Annotated in this window: 13 protein-coding genes; 8 read left to right on the forward strand and 5 right to left on the reverse strand. The window is 69.9% G+C overall.

Annotated elements, in window-relative coordinates; translation table 11 throughout:
- Positions 1-39 precede the first annotated feature (39 nt).
- The 4 genes from QHF89_RS18270 (at position 40) to QHF89_RS18285 (ending at position 7,071) form a co-directional block, all read left to right on the forward strand.
- On the forward strand, positions 40-3,813 hold the full coding sequence (locus QHF89_RS18270) for a serine/threonine-protein kinase (protein ID WP_136972668.1): 3,774 nt from the start codon (positions 40-42) through the stop codon (positions 3,811-3,813).
- Positions 3,814-3,895: 82 nt separating this feature from the next.
- The gene (locus QHF89_RS18275) at positions 3,896-5,437 is read left to right on the forward strand and encodes an FG-GAP repeat domain-containing protein (RefSeq protein WP_284720644.1); all 1,542 of its coding nucleotides are present in this window, start codon (positions 3,896-3,898) and stop codon (positions 5,435-5,437) included.
- A gap of 36 nt (positions 5,438-5,473) precedes the next feature.
- Complete coding sequence (locus tag QHF89_RS18280) at positions 5,474-6,046, forward strand: hypothetical protein (protein ID WP_136972666.1); 573 nt, start codon at positions 5,474-5,476, stop codon at positions 6,044-6,046.
- Positions 6,043-7,071: a hypothetical protein gene (locus QHF89_RS18285; RefSeq protein WP_136972665.1), complete on the forward strand. Its 1,029-nt coding sequence runs from the start codon at positions 6,043-6,045 to the stop codon at positions 7,069-7,071. Before QHF89_RS18280 ends, QHF89_RS18285 begins: the two co-directional genes overlap by 4 nt.
- Positions 7,072-7,960: 889 nt before the next feature.
- Here QHF89_RS18285 and QHF89_RS18290 read toward each other — a convergent pair.
- A complete protein-coding gene (locus QHF89_RS18290) occupies positions 7,961-9,250 on the reverse strand; it encodes an Hsp70 family protein (protein WP_136936472.1) in 1,290 nt (429 codons plus the stop codon).
- A 105-nt stretch (positions 9,251-9,355) separates the two neighbouring features.
- Between QHF89_RS18290 and QHF89_RS18295 the strand changes: the two genes are divergently transcribed.
- Positions 9,356-10,378 (forward strand): DUF2804 domain-containing protein, encoded by a 1,023-nt coding sequence (locus QHF89_RS18295; protein ID WP_136972664.1) that lies wholly within the window; start codon positions 9,356-9,358, stop codon positions 10,376-10,378.
- Position 10,379: 1 nt separating this feature from the next.
- On the opposite strand, the gene QHF89_RS18300 is transcribed toward QHF89_RS18295, so the two are convergent.
- On the reverse strand, positions 10,380-12,161 hold the full coding sequence (locus QHF89_RS18300) for a hypothetical protein (RefSeq protein ID WP_136972663.1): 1,782 nt from the start codon (positions 12,159-12,161) through the stop codon (positions 10,380-10,382).
- A 125-nt stretch (positions 12,162-12,286) separates the two neighbouring features.
- Here QHF89_RS18300 and QHF89_RS18305 point away from each other — a divergent pair, with 125 nt between their 5' ends.
- Positions 12,287-15,652 (forward strand): hypothetical protein, encoded by a 3,366-nt coding sequence (locus tag QHF89_RS18305; protein ID WP_284720645.1) that lies wholly within the window; start codon positions 12,287-12,289, stop codon positions 15,650-15,652.
- A 10-nt stretch (positions 15,653-15,662) separates the two neighbouring features.
- On the opposite strand, the gene QHF89_RS18310 is transcribed toward QHF89_RS18305, so the two are convergent.
- Positions 15,663-17,291, reverse strand: a complete 1,629-nt coding sequence (locus QHF89_RS18310) for a DUF4419 domain-containing protein (RefSeq protein ID WP_284720646.1) — start codon at positions 17,289-17,291, stop codon at positions 15,663-15,665.
- Positions 17,292-17,397: 106 nt separating this feature from the next.
- Between QHF89_RS18310 and QHF89_RS18315 the strand changes: the two genes are divergently transcribed.
- Entirely contained in the window at positions 17,398-18,411 is a 1,014-nt protein-coding gene (locus QHF89_RS18315; protein ID WP_136972661.1) for a hypothetical protein, read from the forward strand.
- 518 nt (positions 18,412-18,929) lie between these two features.
- Positions 18,930-19,691: a hypothetical protein gene (locus QHF89_RS18320; RefSeq protein ID WP_284720647.1), complete on the forward strand. Its 762-nt coding sequence runs from the start codon at positions 18,930-18,932 to the stop codon at positions 19,689-19,691.
- A gap of 24 nt (positions 19,692-19,715) precedes the next feature.
- Here QHF89_RS18320 and QHF89_RS18325 read toward each other — a convergent pair whose 3' ends face one another.
- Together QHF89_RS18325 and QHF89_RS18330 are read right to left on the reverse strand one after the other, a co-directional pair.
- A complete protein-coding gene (locus tag QHF89_RS18325) occupies positions 19,716-21,146 on the reverse strand; it encodes a hypothetical protein (RefSeq protein WP_136972659.1) in 1,431 nt (476 codons plus the stop codon).
- Positions 21,147-21,193: 47 nt separating this feature from the next.
- Positions 21,194-23,128: a tetratricopeptide repeat protein gene (locus tag QHF89_RS18330; protein ID WP_284720648.1), complete on the reverse strand. Its 1,935-nt coding sequence runs from the start codon at positions 23,126-23,128 to the stop codon at positions 21,194-21,196.
- Between the last annotated feature and the right edge of the window lie 73 nt (positions 23,129-23,201).

Consider the following 23,201-nt stretch of genomic DNA (forward strand, 5'->3'; position numbering starts at 1 on the left):
CCGGCTCCATGAGGCCGGACGCGTTCTATCGCGGACATCATGGGCGTTCCACGCAAAGAGAACGAATCGAGCGAACGATTCTCGATCCTGCGCCGCCTCGGCGCCGGCGGGTTCGGCGTCGTGTACGAGGCGATCGACCTCCGGTACGGCGCGCGCGTCGCCCTCAAGGTCCTTTACCAGGACGACGCGGCGGCGCTGCTCCGCTTCAAGCAGGAGTTCCGCGTGCTCGCGGACATCACGCACCCGAACCTCGTGATGCTCCACGAGCTCATCTATGACGAGGGCCGCTGGCTGCTCTCGATGGAGTTCGTCGAAGGCGAACATTTGCTGAGCAGCTTCGTCCCGGGCCGCACGGGCGACCTCTCCGCGTCGTTCGTGCGGCGCAAGCCTGCCCGCGACGTCGAAGAGCGCGTTGCCCTGCGCGCGGCGATGCGCCCGCTCGACGTGGGGCGGCTCCGCTTCGTGTTCTCCCGCCTCGTTCGTGGCGTGCGCGCGCTCCACGCCGCCGACGTCTTGCACCTCGATCTGAAGCCGTCGAATGTGCTCCTCACGAAGGCGGGCCGGGTCGTGATCCTCGATTTCGGGCTCGCGCGGGAGCTCTCGCCTTTGCCGTCCGGTGATCTCTCGGCCTTGCACGAGGGCATCGTCGGCACGCCTGCGTACATGGCGCCCGAGCAGATCCTGGGCGAGCCGGGGAGCCGCGCCAGCGATTGGTACAGCGTCGGCGTGATGCTTTACGAGGCGCTCTCCGGGCATCTCCCGTTCGAGGGCAGCGTGGAGGATGTCCTCTGCGGCAAGCTCACGACCCGCCCGATGCCCCCGTCGCTCGTCGCCGAGCACGTGCCCGAGGATCTCGAAGCGCTCTGCCTCGCGCTCTTGCGCAGCGATCCCCGCATGCGGCCGTCGGACGAGGAGATCGCCGCTCGGCTCCAGGGGGCGGAGGGGCCTGCCGAGGTCGCGCCCCCTCGGCTCGTCGAGATCCGGCAAAGGCACGCGCTCGTCGGGCGCGAGCACGAAATGGCGGCGCTCCTCGAGGCCTTCCGGGAGAGCACGGCCGGCCGCGCCGTGCTCGTCCGCCTCTCGGGCGCGTCCGGCGTGGGAAAAAGCGCGCTCGCGTCGACGTTCCTCGCGGCCCTCCGGCGCTGGGAGGGCGTCCTCGTCCTCCGGGGTCGTTGCCACGACCGCGAATCGGTGCCGTACAAGGCGCTTGATAGCCTCGTCGACGTGCTCGCGCGTCACGTCAAACGTCTCCCGCCGGAGGAAGCGGGGGCCTTGATCCCCCCGAATCTGCACGACCTCGAGCGAATCTTCCCCGTGCTCGGGCTCATCGACCCCGCCCCGCCCGAGGAGCGCGCGGAGGCCCTCGATCCGCCGCGGGCGCGTCTTCGCGCTTTTCAGGCGCTCAAGGACCTCCTCCGGCGCCTCGCCGCGCGTGGCCCGCTCGTGCTCTGCATTGACGACCTGCAATGGGGCGACGTCGACAGCGCCGAGCTCCTCTTCGAGCTCCTCTCGCCTCCCGACGCGCCGCCGATGCTCTTGCTCGCCTGCCACCGCAGCGACGACGACGTCGAGCGGAGCGTCTTCGTGGCCCGCTTCGGGCAGCTCGTCGCCGCTGCGGGAGGCAGGATTCGCCTCCACGACGTCGACCTCGGGCCCTTGCCGCAGGATCTCTCGCTCGCGCTCGCGCGGGATCACCTCGGGCCCTCGGCGGACGAGGCGACGGCGGGCGCGATCGTGCGTGAATCCGAGGGCAATCCTTTCTCGATCGAGGAGCTCGCGCGGCACGTCCGCGCGGCGGGCCCACGCGCCGCGCCGCGGGTCGATTTGCGCGAGGCGATGCGCGCGCGGCTCAACGCGGCCCCGGCGCCGTCGCGGCGGCTGCTCGAAATCGTGGCCGTCGCCGGGCGCCCGCTCGAACAGGACATCGCGTTCGCGGCGGCCGAGCTCGCCGACGAGGCGCTCGCTTCGCTGACGCCGTTACGCTCGGCGGGGTTGCTCAGGGTATGCAGCGTGCATGAGCGCCCGGGCTGCGAGGTCTCCCACGAACGTCTCCGCGATGCGATCCTCGCCGCGCTCGACGTCGAGGCGCTCGCCGCGCGACATGAGCGCCTGGCTTCCGTGCTGGAGACGTCGCCCGAGGTCGAACCGGAGGAGCTCGCGATGCATTTCCAGAGTGCCGGAGAGAGATACAAGGCGGCGCATTACGCGATCGCCGCGGCCGACCGGGCGAGCGGCGCGCTGGCCTTCGCCCACGCGGCCGAGCTTTACGCGCTCGCGATCGACTGGGGGCGCGGCGGGCCCGCAGATACCCCGGAGACGACCCACGAGATCAAGGTCCGACGGGCCCACGCCCTGGCGAATGCGGGCCGGTGCCGGGAAGCGGCGGAGCTCTACCTGGAATGCGCCGACGGCGCCTCGCCCGAGGAGGCGCTCGACCTACGACGTCGCGCAATCGAGCAACTCTTCGTCGGCGGGCACCTCGACGAGGGCAACCGTGTCCTCGCGACGTTCCTCTCCGGGCTTGGCCTGCGTCCGCCCAGGACGACGGCCAGTGTTGCCATGATGGCGCTCAAGGGCATTCTTCGCATCCGGCGCCGCGGCACGCATTTCCAGCCTCGCGCGGCCGCCGACATCGATCCGGCTGTGCTCGCCCGGATCGACGTTTGCATGGCGGTGAGCATGGCCCTGACGGACGTCGATCCGCTGCGATCGTGCGCGTTTTTGATACGCGGACTCGGTCTCGCGCTCGACGCCGGCGAACCTTCGCGGATTGCCCAGGCGCTCGGCACGTATGCGCAATTGTCACTCTTGCAGGGCGGGCCGTCCGCGGTGGCCGAGGGGGCGCGCCTCCTCGCGCGGGCGGCGGAAATCGCGAGCGGCGCAGGCGATCCGGACCTCATGGAGACCGTCACCATGTACGGCGCCGCGACCACCATGATCGAGGGACGCTGGCGAGAGGCCTTGGATCGTTACGACGCCATCGGCCGCCATCTCCGCAGCCGGAGGATCGACCTCGCGAAATACCAGAACATGGCGCACATCGTCGCCGTCATCGCCCTCGACGCCATGGGACGCCTGCACGAGCTCGCGGAGCGCACGGCGGCCTGGCATCACGAGGCCACGTCGCTCGGCAATCTCTTCGCGGCCATCAGCGCTTCCAGCGCGTCCGCGGTGACGAGGATCGCCGCGGACGACGTCGAGGAGGCGCGCCGCCGTGTGCGCGAGGGCGTCGCGTCCTGGACCCGCGGCGGTATGCACGTGCAGCACATGTACGCGCTCCGCATCGAGGCCTATGCGGATCTCTACGAAGGCCACGCGACCCTGGCACGGACACGCGTCCTCCACGCGTGGGGGGCGATTGTCCGCTCGCAACAGCTCCGCGTGCAACCTTCCCGGATCGATATGCTCTTCCTCCGCGCGCGCACCGCGATCGCCACCGCGGCGGAGGCTCCCCCGCGCCTTCGCGCGCGGCTCGCGCGGGAAGCCGAGCGCATCGCGTCGCGGCTCGAACGTGAGATTCGCGCCGACGCGCCTCCCTCCGCGGCCTTGCTCCGGGCCGCCGTGGCGCGGCTCCGCGGGCAGGACGACGAGGCCCTCGCCTACCTCGACGCCGCCATTCGTGGCTTCGACGGGGCCGAGATGGTGCTCCACGCGGCTTGCGCGCGCCGCCGCAAGGGCGAGCTCTCCGGCGGCGAATCCGGAGGCGCGCTCGTGGCCGTCGCCGACACGGTCATGGCGCAACGAGGTGTACGGCGGCCCGATCGCTGGGCCGCGATCTTCGCGCCCGGCCTTGGCATCGAACCACCGCAATGAGGGAGCGACAGCGATGGGATGGGGCACCGCGACCAGGATCGGGGTAGGATTGGTGTGCTTCTCGCTCGTCGGAGTGCTCTTCGTGACGGCGCCTTCCGAGCCACCGCCTGGCGGCGACGTCACGCAGGCACCTCCGCGGGCCACGCCTCCTTATCCGACGGAGCCGGGGTATCGCTCCGCCGACACGACCATGAACTCGCTCGGGGCTGCCCTCGCGGACATCGACGGCGACGGGTTCAAGGATCTCGTCGTCGCCAATGGAAACGACCTGAATCAGCGCCCGGTGACCGTGTATCGCAACGACGGTCGGGGCAACTTCCCGAACGAGCCGAGCTGGTCCTCCGACGACACAGATTACCACGCCGGCGTCGCCGTGGGGGACATCGATCTCGACGGGTTCGTCGACGTCGCGGTCACAGTGGGCCCCTGGATCGACGCGAAGACGCTGGGGTACACGAAGGTCTATTTCAATCGCGGCGGCGCCCTCGAACGGTGGCCCAGCTTTCGCACCACGGACAGGTATTCGAGCTTCGGCGCTGCGCTCGGCGATTACGATGGCGACGGCGACCTCGATCTCGCCGTCGGCGTGGCCTTCGAGCTCGACACCGAGCGCGACACCGAGCCCAAACCCAAACCCGGGCGCGTGCGGATCTATAAGAACGACGGAGGCAAGCTGTCGCGCACGCCTGCATGGACCTCCAGCGCGCGCATGCACGCCCTCACCCCGAAATTCGCGGACATCGACGGCGACGGATTCCTCGATCTCCTCGTCGCCGCGCGGGGGCTCCCGTTGTATCGGGGGGCGCTCGGCGAGGACGGCGAGGTCCACCTCGACACGTCCGCCGCCTGGACCGCGCGCGTCGAGCGCGGCATTCCGCTCTTCGTCGACGTGGGGACGATCGGCGGCCGCCGGGGGATCGTCACGTTCTACAACGACCATTACAAGGACATCGTGCCTCCCGACGATCTCGCGCCCGCGCGTCCGCCGGAGACGCCCCCCGCCTATGTGGGCAACCTCTACCCGAGCCCGCCCCCGCCCGCGAGCTGCGCGAGCGGCATCGGCAGCGATTCGCGCCTGATGGCTTACTGGCCCTTTTCCAGCGCCGATCCCATCTGGACGTCGGAGACGTCGGGCTGGGGCGCGGGCGTCCGCCTCGCGGACGTGAATGGCGACGGCGCGCAAGACCTCCTCGCGAGCCGGTGGGGCCCGCAGTTTTACGGATACGGAGCGCCGCTCGTGATGTTCCTGGGGACGTCGCGCGCCTTCGAGGCGACCCCCGCGTGGTCCTCCAGCACGTGCGGCGTCGGCGAGGCGATCGCCCTGGCCGATCTCGATCGGAGCGGGTTCACCGAGGCCGTCGAGTCCTTCGCCATCGAAAAGCCGCAAGCGGGCTTGACGCTCTCGGCGCAGCTCGTCGAGGAGATCCTCGAAATCCGCCGCGACGGCGCCCTCCTCGGCCGCGGCGCGTACGTCATGGTCCCCGGGGACAACTGGATCTCCTTCGCGCGGCGCCTCGCGCCCGGGGAGCGGATCCGCGTCCGCTACACGCATTCGCCGGCGCCGGACATCGCGCTCGCGAGCACCATGGATTCCAATGACGTCTTTTACCATCACGCGCGCTGACGGTTCGCTTCTTCGATAGCAGAGGGGGAGGCACACATGCTGCTCGCGTTCATCATGAGCCTGGCGCAGGACCCGGACATCCAGGAGGCCTACCGGCGGGATCCGGTCGCGGTCGTCTCCCAGCGGCGGGATCTCTCGTCGGAGGAGAAGGAGATCCTGCTCTCGGGGGATCGGCGTCGGATCCTCGAAGCCTTGTCCGACGAGGCGATCCGGGGGGGACCCCGCGTGATGATGCTCGCGCCGACGCCCTTGCCCTGGGTCTACGGTCGACAAACGGTGACCGGCTTCTTCTGGGAGCCCGGAGACGGCGAGCTTCTCCTCACCCTGTTCGGAACCAAGCTCGAAGGCGCGTTCACGCGATGCGAGCTGCGGCAAGGAGAGACCCACATTCGAGGGGAGATCGGGCAAGTGGTGAAGACCGCGCCCGGTCGAGAAAAGGTCACCTTGCGGTTCGCCCTCCCTCCGGACGCGCCCCAGGGCGTGTACTGGGCCTTCTCCAATCCCCGGCGAGACGGGGAGGAACCGCGCGCGATCGTCGCGCCGCGGGACCTTCAGAACCTCCATCTCGGCATCGAGCTCCGTGGTGTGTCGAAAGGAGGCAAGCCATGATCGTCGCGCCCGACGCGACGCTCGACCTCGTCGCGCCCCTCGTCCCCGAGGCACTGCTCGTCCCCGCCGCCCGGCGCGCGCTCCACGCCGTCACGCGAGGGCTGCCCAAAGCCGCCTCCGGCATCGCCCTCGAATGCCGTCTCGACGAATCCACGCGTGTCGATTTCCTGATGTATCTGCTCGCGCGCGCGGATGGACATCGGGCCCTGCTACGCGACGCGCCCGCCCGGGGCACGCCGGCCTGGCGCGGCATCCTCGATTTCTGCCGAGAATGGGCCGCATCCACGTCCCTGCTCCACGCCGAGGTGCCTGCCCTGTGGCTCGAATTCGACGTAAAAGGAGAGCCCAGCGCCGCGCCGCCGCCGCTCCCCTTCCCCTGCATCGAGCGGCACATCAACGACGAGCAACCGCCGGAGGAGCAAGACGAGCGAGGGCGCGCCGTCCGTCTCGACCTCCTCGACCGCGCGACCTCCCTCCTCCTCGGGCACCCGCTCCCATGCGCCACCTTCGACACAGCCGTCCGTGTCATCAAACGATTGCCCCGCCGAGGCCGCGTCCTCCACGTCGCGCCCCTCGATTCCCGCGGCCTCGACGCGCTCCGTCTCGTCACGACGATCCCCCGCGACGAGCTCCCAGCCTACCTCGACCAGATCGAATGGCCCGGCGATCGAGCGCAGCTCGATTCGCTGCTCGCCGCCCTGGTCCCCGAAGCCACGCAGCTCGGCTTTCACCTGGACGTCAGCGCCGGCGTCCTGCCAACGCTCGGCCTCGAACTGCATCATCTCCCCGGAGATCCCCGCTGGCGCCCCCTCCTCGACGATCTCGTCGCCCGAGGAGCATGCACGCCGGCCAAACACGACGCCCTCCTCGAATTCCCCCCCTTCGCGCGTCTCGCCCTCCCCAGCCACCGCATCGCGAGCCCGGTGTCGACCACGCTCGGGATCAAGCTCGTCCTCGCGCCAGGCGAACCCTTGGCGGCGAAGGCTTACCTCGGGTTCGTTCCGCTCCATCCGCTCTTTGGCTGAGCTGCGTAGGGGCGCCGTGCTGGGGCTTTGCCCCAGGCCCCACCCGGGGCTGTCCGCCCCGGGACCCGGACCAGCGAGGCGCTGGACCCAGGACGATGAACTGCGCGATGCGCAGTTCATCGAACAGCCAGGGTCAAGACCAGCGGCGACCCTGCCAGCCAAGGTCGCGGCGCGCCCTCCAGCGCCGCAGGATGGAGGGCCCAGAGCGCGTTCGGGGACCTGCGGCGCCGCAGAACGGGAGGCGGCCTCGCAAAAGGAGACCTGCAGCGCCGCAGGTCAGCGTCTCCAGAGCGGAGTGTGGGAGCTGCAGCGCCGCAGGTCAGCGTCTCCAGAGCGGAGTGTTGAAGCTGCGGCGCCACCTGTCAGGTCGGATGAGCGCGTCCTCCGCCCTGCAGCGCCGCAGAGCAGAGGACGCGCCCAGGGAGCGGCGGCTGACGGCACTGAAGGTCGGCGGACGCGCAGACGGGGACCGCGTTGCGGAGCCGCAGGAGGCCCTCCGCGGGGAGTGCTCACGATCTACGGGGGGCTGAGAGCATGGGTCTCTTCGTGAAGCCGTTTTGCTGGGGCTTTGCCCCAAGCCCCAGCAGGGGCTGTCCGCCCCTGCACCCGGACCAACCAGGGGCTGGACCCAGGCTCGATGAACTGCGCTCCGCGCAGTTCATCGAACAGGCCCGGTGAAGACCAGCAACGGCGTTGCCCACCGAGACAGCCGCGCTGCTGGTTCGGCTGGCACCCCCGCTTCTTCGTCGGCCCGTTTGAAAAACTGCGCACCGCGCAGTTTTTCAATCACCGGTCCAGGCCGTGCCTGGTCCGGGGTCGAGGGGGCGGACAGCCCCCCGCGGGGTCCGGGGCAGCGCCCCGGCGCAACGCCTCACGAACAGCTGATGCCTCAATCGAGCCCACGCGCGATCCTCCGTGCCCGCTCGGCGAGCCCCTGCACGACGGAGTGAAAGCTCCGCAGCTTGCGGAGCTTCCCTGCTCCGAATCGTTCTTCGAGGGCGCGGGCGAGCCGTGGGACACGCGCTGTTCCGCCGGTGCAACAGACCACGTCGATGGCCTCGAATCCGAGTCCTGCGGATTCGAGTGTTCGGTCGAGGGACCGCAGGATGGCGTCGACGGAGCGCTCGGCGCCTGCTTCGAATTCGTCGCGGGTGATCCATTCGTGGATGTTCATCGTTGGGTAGTCGAAGACGAATTGGGTCTTCGTTGCCTCCGAGAGCGCGCATTTGCTGTGCTCGATGGCCTCGAACACCTGGAAGGCGAGGGCGTCTTCGACCAGACAGAGGAGCTGGTCCATCCGTTTCTGGTCGTCTCCCCCGAGCGACCAGGCTTGCACGTCTCGCAGGAATGCGAGCATGTCTCGGTGCTGGAGAACGGCCATGTCTGCTGGCGAGCAGAGTTTTTCCATGATCCCGCGGGGCATTGTGAGCAGGTTCTTGCCGAGGGGCACCTGGTAGGTGACTTCTGCGCCGAAATGGCGCGCGATTTTGTGGCGCATCAGGCTCCCGTCGAGCGCGTCGCCGGCCACGGAGACGCCTCCGAGCGAGAGGACGTCCGATGCGGCGAAGCCTTCTGGCCGCATCCGTACGACGGTGTAGTCCGAGGTCCCGCCGCCGAAATCGGCGACGAGGACGGTCATGGGACGATCGAGCCCGAGCTCGAAATCGTGGGCTGCGGCGACGGGCTCGGGGCAGAAGGTGACCTCGGAGAACCCTGCGCTTTGTGCGGCGCGTTCGAGCCGGTCCTGGGCGAGCTGGTCTTCCACGGGATCGAGCGAGAACATGGCTGGCCTCCCCAGCACCACGCGATCGACCTCGGCGTCGAAATGGCGGTTCGCGTGGTCGCGCATGATTCGTAGGAAGCGGCCGATCAGATCCTCGATGGTGACGACGCGGTGGCCGATCTGCGTGCCGGAGAAGCCGCGGTCGGGGAGGAATTTCTTGATCGAGCGGATGAGCCGGCCCTGCATGCCGCTTGCGACGAAGTCGCGGATGGCCACGGCGCCGCAGGAGAACTGGTTCTGCCCGAAAAAGAGCAGGCTGCGCAGGATGGTCGGGTCGGATGCGGCGTCGTCGAGGGGGATCGGGGGACACGTGGACGTCGCGTTCGCTGCGGCGAGCAGCGAGTTGGTGGTGCCGAAATCGATGGCATAAACCTCGGGCCTGAATTGTGATGACATGGACTGACCTTCCGGGTGGATGCCTGACGGCCGGGGGATATGGCCACCTCGCGTGCCTCTTTACAAGCTAGAAAATACATGGGAAAATCCGTGGAGGCTCTCCGGATGGGCGGAAATTCTCGTGAGCTCGACGGCGCCGTGGCCCTCTGCACGCTGGGGGGGCGGCTGAACCCCGACGCGAAGGGCTGGTCGCGCAGGCCCCTGCATCGATGTGAGCTGCGCGGCCCGTGGGGGCGCCGGAAGCGCTGGGAGTACTGGTGTGTCACCTGGAACGGCGGCGCCCTTGCGCTCACGTATGCCGACTTCGACTACCTCGGCATGGCGAGCGCGCTGCTGCTCGATCGGGAGACGGGCCGCGAGCTCGAAAAGGTTGTCCCGGTCCCGCTCGCGCTCGGGTTTTCCCTGCCCGACACGGTCGGCGGGGCCGATATCGTGTTCGAAAGGCTCGGGCTCCGGCTCGCGTTTCGCGAGGAGCGCGGCGGCACGCGCCTCGTCACCCGGTTTCGGAGCCGCGGGCGTTTGGTCGAGGCCGACGTGCTCGTGGCGCGGCCGCCCGGGCACGAGACGCTCAATGTCGTGGTGCCGTGGAGCGAGGCGTTGTTCCAGTTCACCTCGAAGCAAAACACGCTCCCGGCGACTGGGACCATCCGCGTGGACGGCGTCGCGCAGACGATGGGCCCGGAGGAGCAGGCCTTCGGCTGCCTCGATTTTGGTCGCGGCGTCTGGCCCGCGCGCACGGTCTGGAACTGGGCTTCGGCGTCGGGGGTCGTCGAGGGGCGGGTCGTCGGCTTGCAATTTGGCGGGAAGTGGACCGACGGGACGGGGGCGACCGAAAACGGCGTCTGCCTCGACGGCCGGCTCCACAAGATCCACGAGGATGTCCGGTTCGAGTACGACCGCCGCGATGTTCGCAGGCCCTGGCGGATCACCTCGAAAGGCTCCGATCGGGTGCGGCTCGACTTCCTGCCGACGCACGAGAAACGGACGAAGGTGCCGCTCGTCGTGGCCGGCGCGGAGATCCACCAGTGTTTCGGTCGTTTCTCTGGCGACGTGCGTGACGACAGCGGCGAGCGCGTGCGCGTCGACGGCCTCTACGGCTGGGCCGAGGAGCTACGCGCTCGCTGGTAGATCACCCGCCCATCGCCGTCTGGTACGGCACCACCGGGAGCTCGCGCGTCTCGCCGACCTTCGGCACCTCGAACGGCACGAAGCGGGTCTTTTCCCAGACGACCCACACCATCGACGGATCGTCTAGCGACCGATCGAAATGAAAATCGATCTGCGCAGGCAATTTGCCGTCCGGCGTCAGCGTCACGACCTCCGCCACCATGGTCCCGACATCGACCCGATCCCCGACGCGCAGCGGCGCCTTCTCCGGATCACGGAACACGGTCGCTGTCGGCTCCATGAAATGGCCGTCCGAGAGCGTCACCGACAGCGTGCGCGCGTCCACGCGGCCGACCTTCAGCGTCCCGCGCTGCACCGTCGAGAGCACCCGAAGCGGCGAAGGCATCGCCTCATTCGCGTTGATCCGCGCCGCGATGGCGGTGTTCGCGATGATGCTGTCGGGCGAGCTCACCACCACGAGCGTCTGCGGCGCGGTCGCATCGAACTTCGGCATGCTCGTGATTGCCCGCTCCGTGTACCCGTGGAGCATCTCGCCCGTCGACCACGCCCGCAGCGGCAGCAAGAGGGGCGCGAGCACGAGGTGGAAGAGCACGAGGACCCCGGCCACGGCGCCCACGTACACACGCGCCGCCCGCCCGAGGTGCTCGCGCGAGGCCACGAGCATCGACGCGACGAGCCCCGAGCCCCCGATCCCCGCGAAGAGCAAGAGCCGATCACCCGGCCAAACCGCGCAGGTCGGGAGCAAAGAGAGCGTCATGCCGACGGCGAAAAATCCGGCATTCCGATCGCGGCGCAGCACGGCGAAGATCCCGCCCCCCAGGGCGAGCAGCACGAGGAGGCAAATCGAGACGAGGCTCCGGGTCTCGCTCTGCGGCCAGAGCATCCACACGTCGGCGGGCGGCGCGGCCATCTGCCCGGCGAGGAGCACGGGCAGCCGTGTCGCGACGGCGCGGAGGAATTCCCCCGATTGCGTCAGCGGGTCGATGTAAAACACGCCGCCCGCCGCGCCATACTTGCCGAGCTTGTACGCGGCGAACCAGAGGAGCGCGACGCCGGCGTGCGGGACGAGCGCGGCCGCGCGGGCGCGCAGCGGCGCTCGATCGAGGAAGAGGGCGTAGGCGAAGAGATACGCGAGCGCGCCGAGCCCGCTCTCGCCGGAGAACATGGCCCCGAACAGCGCGAGCGGCGCGAGGTAGACGCCCGGCTTCCAGCCGTCCCGGCGGGCGCGATCGTGCGCGAGCAGCGTGAGCACGGCGAAGAGGGTCGAGAGGATCGCGTGGCGATTGGCGATCCACGCGACGACCATCGCATGCGTGTCGTCGACCGCGAAGATCAGCGCGGCGAGGCCCGCGGCGACCGTGGCGCCGAAGAGCCTTCGATAGAGGTGCGCGGCGAAAAAGGCCGTCGCCGCGAAGACGAGGATGCTCTCGGCGTGCATGAACCAGTACGCGTTCGGCCAAACGCGGTAATCGAGCGCGTGCCAGAGCGACGGGAGCGGGCGGAGGAACGCGAGCTTCGAGCCGGCGACGGCCCACCAGGGCCATATCCCGCTCTCCTGGAGGGAGCGGAACGCGACGGGATCGTCTTCGAGGAAGCGGAAGAGATCCCAGTCCCCGCGGGGCCCCCCGGGCCGCGTGAACGTCGGATGGTACGCCATCCGGTGCGCGTGATCGTCCATGATCGCCCCGGCCCCGAGCGTGGGCAGGAGCAGGAGGATCGCGAGGAGCGCGACGAGCAGCGGGGCGCGCCTATCCGCGAGCCATCCCTTGACGCGGGTCAGCATGGCGACCCTCTATAGGGGATCACGTGCGCGTGGACCAGAGGCGCCGTGGCGCCGGACGATTTCGCGCGTGTGGCGGTCCGGGGAATCTTGGCGCCTCCAGGGAATTCCGTATCATCGCCGCCACGATGTCGCTGACGAAAGCCACGCTCCTCGCCGAGATCGAGCCCCTCACCCACAACGAGCGCATCCGCCGGGTCATCGAGGTCGGACGGAAGGCGGCCCAGGGGGACACGGACGCCCGAACGACGCTCGACGAGCTGCACCAGAGCCCCGAGATCTACGAGCGTGTCCTCGGACTTTGGTCCGTGTTCGGGAGCCGCGACGCGGCCCGGGTCGTCGCCGGCCTCTCCGACGCCTCGCGCACCGTCCGCCGCCGGGCGAGCTGCATGGTGGGCGTCTTTTGCGATGATACGCTTGTCACGCGTGCCCTCGACGTGATCGTCGAGAAGCGGATCCTCTACCGCACCCTCGCCGGGCTCGTCCAAAAGAGGCGAAGCGCGCCCGTCGACGCGTTTCTCGGGGCCCACCTGAAAGAGGGCGAGGAGCGGCTCGTCATCGACCTCCTGCCGCTCGGCACGGAGACCTTCGTCTCGGGCCTCATGAAACGCCTCGTCGACGGCGGCGGTCCCGTCGCCTGGAGGCGCCTCTGCTCGCGGCACGCGCGTTTCGCCGCGGCCTGGTTCCTCGCGGATCTGGAGCGCAGCCAAACCGTCGACCCGCGGCAGCGCCATCGCCTCTTCGCCGAGCTCCCGGGCCTCGCGCGGCGCGCGCCGGACACCACGCTGAAGCTCATGCAGGCGCTCTTCGACCGCGGCGAGCAGCCGAGCCAACTCGCGCAGGCGCTCGGCGCCCTCGTCCGCGCGCGCCCGCGGGAGACCTTCGACCTCTTGAAGGCGCGCCACGAGAGCGGCCGGCCGACCCACGCGCCGGGCGCGTTCGGCGTCGTCCGTTTCGACAAGGTCGCGAAACACCTCGGCGCCGAGCGCCTTGATTACCTCCTCCGCCACGCGTGGAGCACGCTCGGCGATGGCAAGCAGGGCCTTCGCTGGTTCCTCCGGCTCTCCACCGACGATCAAAAGGCCGTCCTCCGCGCGTTCCTCCAGGGAGGCCGCGGCGCGTTCGGCGCATTTCTGTTTCGGTATTTCAAGGCCGAGTCCGCGGAGGAGGAAAAGGTCCGCGAGAAGGCGTTCGATCGCTGGTCGCGCGCCGCGCAGGCGTCGAACGGGACGATCCCCGTGCAGGTCCTCGATTGGCTCCCGCGGGATCTGCGCGAGCGCGAGGCGAAGCGCCACCTCGAGTGGTGCCCGGCGCTCACCTCGAAGCCCGAGCAACGGATCGTTTACGCCGGCTTGCTCTCCTTTGCCGAGGCGAAGCAGGTGCTCGCCCCGTGGCTCGGCCATCCGGAGGGCGAAGAACGCGCGCGGGCGCAATCGATCCTCCTTTCGAGCATCCGCCACGACAAGCCCGCGCTCGGCGACGCGATCGCGAACATCAAGGCGCGCAAGTTCGAGCAGGACCCGGTCCGGAGGAGCATGCTCGAAGCGCTCGGCGCGCTCCGTGTTGCCACGTTTGGCCCCGAGCACCTCGACGCGGTCGGCGCCGTCTTGCAGGATGCCCTCGACGCCGCGGATCTCTCGCCGGCCACCGCCTCCGCCGTCGAGCGCCTCGTCGTTCTCCTCTTTCGCGTCGACGGCGAATGGGGCGCGCAATGGCTCACGCGGCTCTTCGCCGCGCGTGGTTCGGTCTCCACGTGGGGGCTCGGGACCGGGCTCACCCGAGAGGACGCCGAGCGGCTCTCCCCTGCCCTCGCGCAGCTCGCCGCGGCCTGGGCCACGCAGGAGCGCGCGGGCGCCATCATCTCCCTCGCGCAAAGCCTCGGCGTGCGGCTCGGCGCCGTGACTCCGCTGCTCGACGCATTGGAGAAGCTCGCGCGCGAGCTTCCGTTCGCGGGCGTCTCCGCCGCGGCCCTGGGATTGCTCGACGAGCACGACCGACGCCGCTTCACGCGCCTCGTCCCCGAGCTCCTCCGCGACGACGAGAGTTTTGTGCTCCTTCCCGCGGTCGCCCGGTATGTGAGCCTTCGCAGGCAGGATCTGTTGAGCCCCGCGCTGCTCTCGGCGCAGCCGATGAAAGGCCGCTTCGCCACGGGCCGCACGAGCTGGCTCATTCCCTTCGAGGTCGGCCATGGGCGGTGGACGGCGAACCAGCAGCGCACGTATGCAGACGCGCTCGTGTCGATCCTGAAGGACGAGGCGCGTGACGTCCCGACGCTGCGGTTCGCCCTCGGCGCGCTCGTGCGCCTCGCATTCGCGGACGCGACGTCGATCCTCCCGTTCGCCTCGGATCCTCGCCAGCCGGTGCGCGAAATGGCGATTCGTGGGCTCCCGTGGCTCGACGCGCGGCAGGGCGTGCCCGTGCTCATCGAGGCGCTCGGCGACGCTCGGGCGCGCTGGGCGATTTATGCGCTCCGCAAGTTTTTTTCGGAGCTGCGGCGCGAAGAGGTCCTCGCCGAGCTTCGTGCGGTCCCCACGAACAAGGTCACGGTCGCGAAGGAGGTCGTCCGCCTGCTCGGCGAATTGGGCGGCGACGACGCGTATCAAGAACTCCTGCGCCTCGACAAGCCTGGGACGCACCGAGACGTGCGGATCGCGCTCCTCCGGGCGTTGTGGGATCACCTCGAAAAGGCGGAGACCTGGGCCATCTTCGAGAAGGCCGTGCAGGACCCGGACTGGATCGTCGCGTCGAAGCTCGCCGATATCCCGCTCGGCCGCCTCTCGACCGAGGCGGAGGAGCGGGTCGTCGCGCTTTTGTCGACGATCCTCGGCCGCGCGGAGCCGGAGGCGCGGATCGACCTCTTGAAGCGCGCCGCCTATTTGCCGCTGCGTGATTCGCAGCGCTCGCTCTTCCAGCGCTTGCTCGTGCACCTCGGCGCGGCGTCACACGACGAGGCGGCGCACGCGCTCGCGGCGGTCTTGCAGCGGATGACGACGTCCGAGGTGAGCGCTGTCTCGGGTCGATTGAAGGAGCTCTTGCCGCTCGGCCAGCACCTCCTCGCCTTCCTGCCCGTGATCAGGTCGCACCTCGGCGCGTATGCGCCTGCGATGCACGTGCGGGTCGCGACCGAGCTCGTCGCTGCGCTCGCGGAAAACCCCTGGACGGCGCCGCACTACATTTCGCTCGGCGCGCGCCTGTGGGACGCGAAGGAGCTCAGCGCTGCGCTGATCGAGCTTTCGAAGAAGGATTGGCTCTACCACGAGGTGCTGGAGGCCGCCTTCGACGTGGTGCGCGGGAGCGTGCATCCGGGCCGCGTGGAGGTGGCGCTGCGGGAGCAATCCGACGGGAGGCTCCGCAGGATCGCGCTCGCCGCGCTCGTCCAGGCCGCGTCCCCCAAGAATGGCTGGACGGACGAGTGCCGCGCGCGGCTCGGGGAGTACCAGAAGGACCCCGCGCCCGGCGTCGCGGGGCCCGCGCATTTCGTGTTTCCGCCCTGAAGGCCTCGGGCTAACGCCGCCCCGGTTTCTTGCGCTCCCGGGGCGGCGGCGGGGGCTCGAAGTACCACTCCGCGAGCACGTCGCGCAATCGACCGTCCTCGGGCAGATCCGTGGCGCCGCCGCTGTCGAGCGCGCGGAGCAAGACCTCCGCGAGCGGCCGGCGAAGGATCGTCACCTCTTCGAACGGCTGGCTCGATCGTCGCTGCCGCGGAAGCGTCTCGATGGATTCGGGGTCATATGTGTCTCCCTTCGCCTTGGCCGGAGGCGGCGGCTCGACGGCGTCGATCCGGCCACGTACCAGGACCGAATTTCGACCGCTCGTCATCGCGAGGAACGTGCCGTCGGGCAGGTCGAGGAAGCGCAGAACGGCCGTCGTGTGATCGTACGGCAAGGAAACCACGACGTTGTGCTGCTCTACGGGCCGGAGGAACCGCCAGGGGCTCGTCTCGGCGAACAAGGTCGCCTCCTCGAATGCATGGTAAATGGCCACGAAATCGGCGGGGCCGTTGAAGCTGTACCAGAAGCGGTCGTCGCGCTTCGGCGCGGGGACGAACCGATGTCCGGCGCGGATGCGTTCGAGGACCTCGCCGATGGCGGGGCTGCTGCGACGCAAGGCCCAGCCGGAGATGGGGGTGAGGCGGCCCTCCGCGTCCTGCGAGACCGCGGTCACGCCGCCGTCGAGGGCGACGATATGGCGCTCGCTCGTGACCATGTCGACGACGTGAATCCGCACGGTCGAAGGGCTGCCGAGCACGTCCCCGGTTCGAATGCCCGGGCCCCGGTACCAATCCTCCTCGTCGCCACCCCGTGGTTCGTCGAGGGGCAACCCCAGCAGCGGATTCCGTTGGGTCACGCGACCCTCCTCCATGAGGTACGGATAAAGCCGCGCGATCCAGCCGGTGATCACATCCCCGCCGTAGGCGTCCACGGGTTTGTAAATGCGGCGCCAGACGTCGAGGTCCGGCTGCCCCGAGGCCGCGCGCACGAGCTCGTCGCAGATCGGCGCGAGGGAGTGGGTCCAGAAATCGAGATCGAGCTCCGCGATCACGTCGATGCGCTCGCGAAGTCGCTTCCAGTCGGCGGGCGTGCCGAGCAGCGTGATCTCCGGGATGCCGCAGATGCAGGCGAGGTAATAATCGAAATAGGGCGCGTACGCGTCGAGGAGGACGACCTGGCTCGCGATACGATCGACCTCGGTGCTCGTGGAAAAGTCGCATTCGAAGAGCCGCGCGCGTCCGGCGCCGACCTGGTCCGCGACGTGGTCCCGGAAGGAGCCGACGATCGAGGCCCAGGACACCGCGTCGGTCGGCATCGGGCCCTCCACCGGGACCTCGATCCGCGCCGTACCCGTGTGCCGGACGAGCCGCGACCGGAGCTGTTCCGCGTGGAGGCGGACGTGCTGCGCGACACCCTGCGCGATCGTCAACCACACGGCGTCGGGCGAGAGCACGAGCGGCCGGTGCTCGGCGAACGCGAGGTGGACGGCGCCGAGCAGCGCGTGCGTCGAGCCGTGGTCGACCACGGGGAGGTCCGCGTCCCCGCCGAACGTCAGCGCGTCGCCGTGGGTCTCGGCGAGCCGGCGCGTGGGGAGAGGCGTGGTCGCGCGGGGGACGTCGTCGACGAGGAAGGTGACGCTCATGGCGGGCATTCTGGCACGAAAGGGGCGACGCGCGTGACGACCTGTCGTCGCGTCGGCCCGAAAGAAAGGTCTCCCCGCCCAACCCCACCGCGGCTACCTTCCCCGCATGGCCCTCGGTTCCATCTCGGCGCGTGTCGGGTCTCGCGCGGCCGCGCTGCTCGCGTGTTTTCTGGCCGCCTGCACGCCCCCGCCGTCCCCGCCGTCCGTGACGACCGCTCCTCCGGTCCCCGCCGCGCCCCGGACCGCCGCGGCTCCGTCGGCCTCTGCGAGCGCTGTAGCGACGGCCGCGCCTTCCCCGTCCCCCCCGCCGCCCCCCGAGGCGCCCATGCCCTCCGCGTGGACCACGGAGCTTCCGGCAGGGTTCACCGATATCGACATGGATGGCGAGACAGCCTGCGGCGCCTTTCGGGTCGCGAACCTACACGTCGCGGGCCTGGGGAGCCTCGGGTTCGTCCGGATCCACGGCCCGAACGGCAAGGTCGTCTACGAGGCCCACGGGCGCACCGACAGGGTCGGCCCCGACACCTTCAAGCAGACCCTCGGCGCCGACTATTGCGGCGATCTCACGGGCGACGGCGTCCCCGAGGTCGTGATGACCGAGAGCTCGATGGGCGCGCATTGCTGCTACACCCATTACGTCATCAGCCTCGTCTCCCCGCCCCGGCGGATCCTCATGTGGGAAAAAGGCGACGCAGCCACCGCATTCGTCCCCGTAAAATACCGCCCCGGCCCAGAATGGCAGCTCCAGGGGTATTCCGTCTTCTGGCCGTCCTTCGACCCCGACGCAGGCGATCCAGCCCTCTCGTACCCCGCCGCGCCCATCGTCCCCACCGTGCTCTCGCTGGTGAACGGCGCCTATGCCCGCACCTCCCTCTCGTTCCCGGAGGCCTATCGCAGGGACCGCGACGAGACACGGACGCGGTGCAACAACCCGAGCGAAGAAATGCCGCAGGATCTCTGTGACATCTTCACCTGGGTGGACGCCGTGGCCCTCGGAGACTGGGACGCAGAGCGCGACAAGGTCAAGGACCCCGAGCTACGAAAAGCCCTCGATCGGCGCGCAGCGGAGACACGCAAGAAGCTGCTGAAGGAGCTAGGATCCCTCGAAAGCCCGCGGTGAGGCGCCAGGGACGGGTCTCATGGGAGGCGTCGCGCCGGGGCGCTGCCCGGGGCGCTGCCCCGGACCCCGCGGGGGGCTGTCCGCCCCCTCGACCCCGGACCAGGCACGGCCTGGACCGAAGGTGGAAGAACTGCGCAATGCGCAGTTCTTCCAACGGGCCGGTGGCAAGACCAGGGAGGTGGGTCTCAACGGGCGACGGGTACGTTGCCGGTTGAACCTGCAACGCTACCGCCTTGATGGGCAGGCCCGTCGCTGGTCTTGACCCTGGCTGTTCGATGAACTGCGCATCGCGCAGTTCATCGACCCCGGGTCCAGCGCCTCGCTGGTCCGGGTCCAGGGGTGGACAACCCCTGGTCGGGGTCCGGGGTGAAACCCCGGCGCCGCGCCATCGCGCGAGACCTCAGGCTTTGGTCGGCTCGCCGCCGGAGATCATTGGGGGCTTGAAGCGCGGCGCGGGCACCCCCATCATCGCGTTCGTGCGCCGCATGCAACTCGTTGAGCTCGAGGATCTCCCCTGGATGCCTGCCGCCATCCGCGACGGCGGCACGGATCTCCTCGACTTTGGCTTCGATCGCCTGGAGTTTTACCGCGGGGTCGTGCCGAAGCTCGGGGCGCTGCTCGATCAAACCGGCTGCACACAGGTGATCGACGTGTGCTCGGGTGGCGGCGGCGGCGCGCTCTATGCGATGCGGGCGCTGCGTGATGAGGGGCGGAGGGATGTGCGGTTCGTCTTGACGGATCGGTACCCGAACGAGGCGGGCCGGGCGCGTGTCGCGGAGCGGAAGGATCCTGGGCTCGTGTACCGCGAAGAACCTGTGGATGCCCTCGCGGTCCCGCCTGAGCTCGACGGCGTGCGTACGATGTGGAGCGCGCTGCACCACTTCCCGCCCGAGGCTGTCGCGGCGCTCGTGGCGTCGACTGTCCGTGATGGCAAGCCGCTCGCGTTTTTTGATGTCGCGGCCTCGCCTGCGCTGCGGCGGCTGCCGGGTGTACTTGCGCCGCTGGCGCTGGGCGTGAACATGACCATGCTCTTCGTCGGCTCGTTCGTCCTGGTGCCGTTCGTGCGCCCGCTGCGGGCGTCGCGCTGGGCGCTCACGTATCTCCTCCCGCTGATTCCGACGCTCGTGGCGTGGGACGGCATGGTCTCCGCGCTCCGCGCCTACACGCCCGACGAGCTGCTCGCGATCGCGCGCGCCGTGCCTGGCGGTGACGCCTATGCGTGGGACGCGGGGGTCGCGGGGTCGGCGCTTTATCTCACGGGATGTCCGCGCGCGTCGTGACGCGGCGGCGCCCTGGGACGGGCTTTACTTCTTCGCCTTGATCTCGATGACCCGGGGCCCCTTCGGGGCGTAGCAGATGAGCTCGGGTTGCTCGTCCTTCATGTTCGCCTTCACGTGGGCGATCACGGCCTCGCCTTGCTCCTTGCTCTTCACGGTGACGCCGAGGCGCCGCCCGTCGTCGTAATACTCGACGAGCCCGAGGTCGGCGACCTCGGGGAACGTGGAGAGCGCCTTCGTGGTCGTGGGGAAGGTGAATTTCGCGTCGTTCCTCCACGACACCTCGTAGAGGTAGACGAACGGCGTCTTGCAGCCTTCTTCCTCCACGTCGGCGTTCTGCGTTTCGCGCAGCCGGGAGACGCCGCTGTGCGAGACCCAGATCGTCTCCTTGTCATCCATGACGACCGCGCTGAACCGCATGGGACGGGCGAGATTCGCGAGGACGGTCCACGTGCCCTCGTCGAAACGGACGATTGACCGGCCCGAGATGCCGTGGAGCTTGCCGTTCGGCGAGACGAAGAGGTCCCGGATCGGTTTGTCGAGCGTCGGCAAGAGATCGAATTTCCCGCCGTTGTAATGCAGCACCGGCGTGGTCTCGACCCAGAGGTCGTCGCCCTTGCCCCGGAGCATCTTGGGGAAGTAGGCGAACTCCTTCACCAGGGCGCCGAGCGGGACGATGCGTGATTTGCCGGGCTTTTCCCAGACCTCCGCGGCTGGGCTCTTCGCCCGGTCGCAGAGGTTTCCGATCGTCACGAGCGTGCCGGATTCGGTCGCGGCCACGGCGCTGGGCGGGAGCGCGATCCCCTTGTCGTTGTCGTCGCCCCAGACGTTCTTTACCTCGCCCTTCTTGCAGCCGCCCTTCTCGGCCTCGATGGGCTTCAGCACGAGCGTCGGCCCCCGGACGGTGTCGAACCGGTGGCCATCATTCACGTCGTACCCCACCACGAGCGTCGTCTTGCCGAGCTGGGCCGTGCCATGGATCCACCCGAGGGAGCCTCCCGGGCCGAACGTGCGCGACACGCCCTTGCCCGTGAGCGGGAAGTACGTGGGCATCGGCGCGCGGCCCATGTTCATGGAAAGCACGTCGACGCTGTCCGGCCAGGAGCCGTGGACGGAGGAGACCCGGGTGGGGCCGAGGGACAGGTTGGTCTCGGGGACGCTGCCGATCCACTCGACGCGCTCCTCGACGATCCGGCCGACGCGCAGGCCCTCGGCCACGAGGAGCGCGCCCTCGATGCCGAAGAGCTCCACGGAGAGCCCCTTCGTGCCCTCGAAGGGCTCGGGCGCGAGCGTGGGGATCGTCTTCTTCGGCGGCTCGCGCTCGGCCGACGCGGCGCTCGCGCTCGGGGCGAGGGGCGCGGCGCTCGGCGCGACGGTCGCCTCTTTTTCGGGCGTCGGGGTCGACTTGGCGCAGGAGAGGGCGAGGGCGCAAAGGGCGGCGAGCGAAAGGTTTTTCATACGAATCGATCGGAAAGAGGGGCGAGCGATCATGGTTCGTCGGAGCTTCAGGGGTCCTGGCAGAACCTGTTGATGGCGTCGACGAGCGGGTCCTCTTGCTTGACCGCCTTGTCGAGGTCGGCTTGCGCGGCGTGGATCGCGGCGACGTCCTTCGCGTCCGCCGCCTTTGCCATGGCGCGCGCGGCCTTCACGACGGCGAGGGCCATCCCGCGATAGTCGGCGCCGAACTGGACGAGCTCGGGCACCGTGAGGCGGACGCCCGCCGCCTTTTGCGCCACGTGGTCCATCACGTCGGCCATCCTGCGAAGCTCGCGCGCGCCCGTCGGATCGGCGTCGGGGTCCGGGCCCGGCACCTTGTTGAGGTCCTCGATGCCCGTGTTGATGACCTCGATGAGCGCATTGCACTCGTCGACCTTCACGCGGCTCTTTGCGCGCAGCGTGACGCGGTCGGCAGGCTTCGCCGCGAGGAGCTTGCAGCCGAGCTCGTTCTCGCCGTCGCATGCCTTCCGGAGCAGCTCGGTCGACGCGGCCTCGTCGCGCGGCCCGCCGCGGCCCTCGGCGCGGAACATGCCGAGCTCGAGGCACGCGTCCTCCTGCCGCCCCTCGCACGCGCGGTGGTAGAGGTCGGCGGCGCGCGCGTCGTCCCGCGCCGTGCCCTTCCCCTCGGCGTAGGCGATCGCCGCCTGCCCGCAGCCGATCACCGCGCCCGCCTCGCAGCTCTCCAGGAAAAGCGCGAGCGCGCGCGCCGGATCCGGTGCGGCCGTCGTTCCCTTGCTGAGGAGCTTGCCGAGCACCGCGCAGGCGTCGGGCAGGCGCGCGTCACACGCCGTGGCGACGAGCGCGAAGCCGCCCCGCTTGTCCTGGGCCACGCTGTCGCCCCGCACCATGACGAGCCCGAGCGCCGTGCAGGACGTCACGTCGCCCGCGGCGCACGCGCGCCGGAAGAGCGCGGCGGCTTTTTGTTTGTCCTTGGGCACGCCCGCGCCCTTTTCGTACGCCGCGCCGAGGTGGACGCAGGCCGAGGGCTCGGCCTCGCAGCCGCGCCGCGCGGCCGAGGCCCCTTCGACGGGATCCTTCGCGCCGCCCACGCCCTCGCCGAGGAGGGAGCCGAGGGTGGCGCAGCCGTAGGGGCTGCCCTCCTCGCAGCTCTGCGCGGCGAGGGTGCGCGCGCGCGTCCCGTCGCGAGGGACGCCGAGGCCGTAGGCATAGGCCCCGCTCAGCCATTCGCACCCGTCGGCGAGCCCCGCCACGCAGGCGCGCTGGAAGATCGCCGCGGCGCGCACCTGGTCCCGTCGCACGCCGCGCCCGAGGGCGAGCGCCTTGCCGAGCGCGAGACAGGCGCGCGGATCCTCGGCGGCGCAGCCCTTTTCGCTCACCTTGGCGGCCTTGACGAAGAGCGCCTGCGCGCGCTCGGGATCCGGCGTGACGGCGAGGCCGAAGAGGAGCGCGATGCCGAGCACGTCGCAGCTCGTGCCGTCGCCCGCGTCGCAGGCGTTCGCGAGCAGCGGGGCGCCGCGTTGATCGTCGAGGTCGGCGCCGACGCCGTGGAGGAACATCCGCCCGAGATCGCCGCATCCAGCGGGATCCCCGCCGTCGCAGGCGCGGCGCGCGAGGGTGACGGCCTGCGTCGGGTCGGCGGCGAGCGCCCCGGGAAAACCGTGCAGCATGAGCCGCGAGAGCTTCTGGCAGCCGCGCGCGTGGCCGCCGCTGCACGCCTTGCCGAGCGCCTCCGCGGCGGCGAGCGCGCGCGAAGGCCCGCGGTCGCGATCTCGCAGCACGAGGTCGCCCAGGCGCTCGCAGCAGGCCGCGTTCCCGCCTTCGCACGCTGCCCGGCAAGCGTTCTCCGTGGTGCCTTCGCAGGCGCCCGCGGCGGTGCGCGTGGCCACCTGGGGCGCCGGCGCCTGCGGGGCGGCCCCTCCACATGCAGCAGGCGCGAAGAGCGCGAGGCCCAGGAGCAGGCGCCGAGCGGCCGAGCGATCCATGCGTGTCATCGGACCGTCGAGCGCGCCAGGCTGTCAAGCAAGATGCACGGGAGGTCCAGGGCGGTGCCCTGGT

Source organism: Polyangium sorediatum (assembly GCF_029946465.1).
Taxonomy (GTDB): domain Bacteria; phylum Myxococcota_A; class Polyangia; order Polyangiales; family Polyangiaceae; genus Polyangium; species Polyangium fumosum.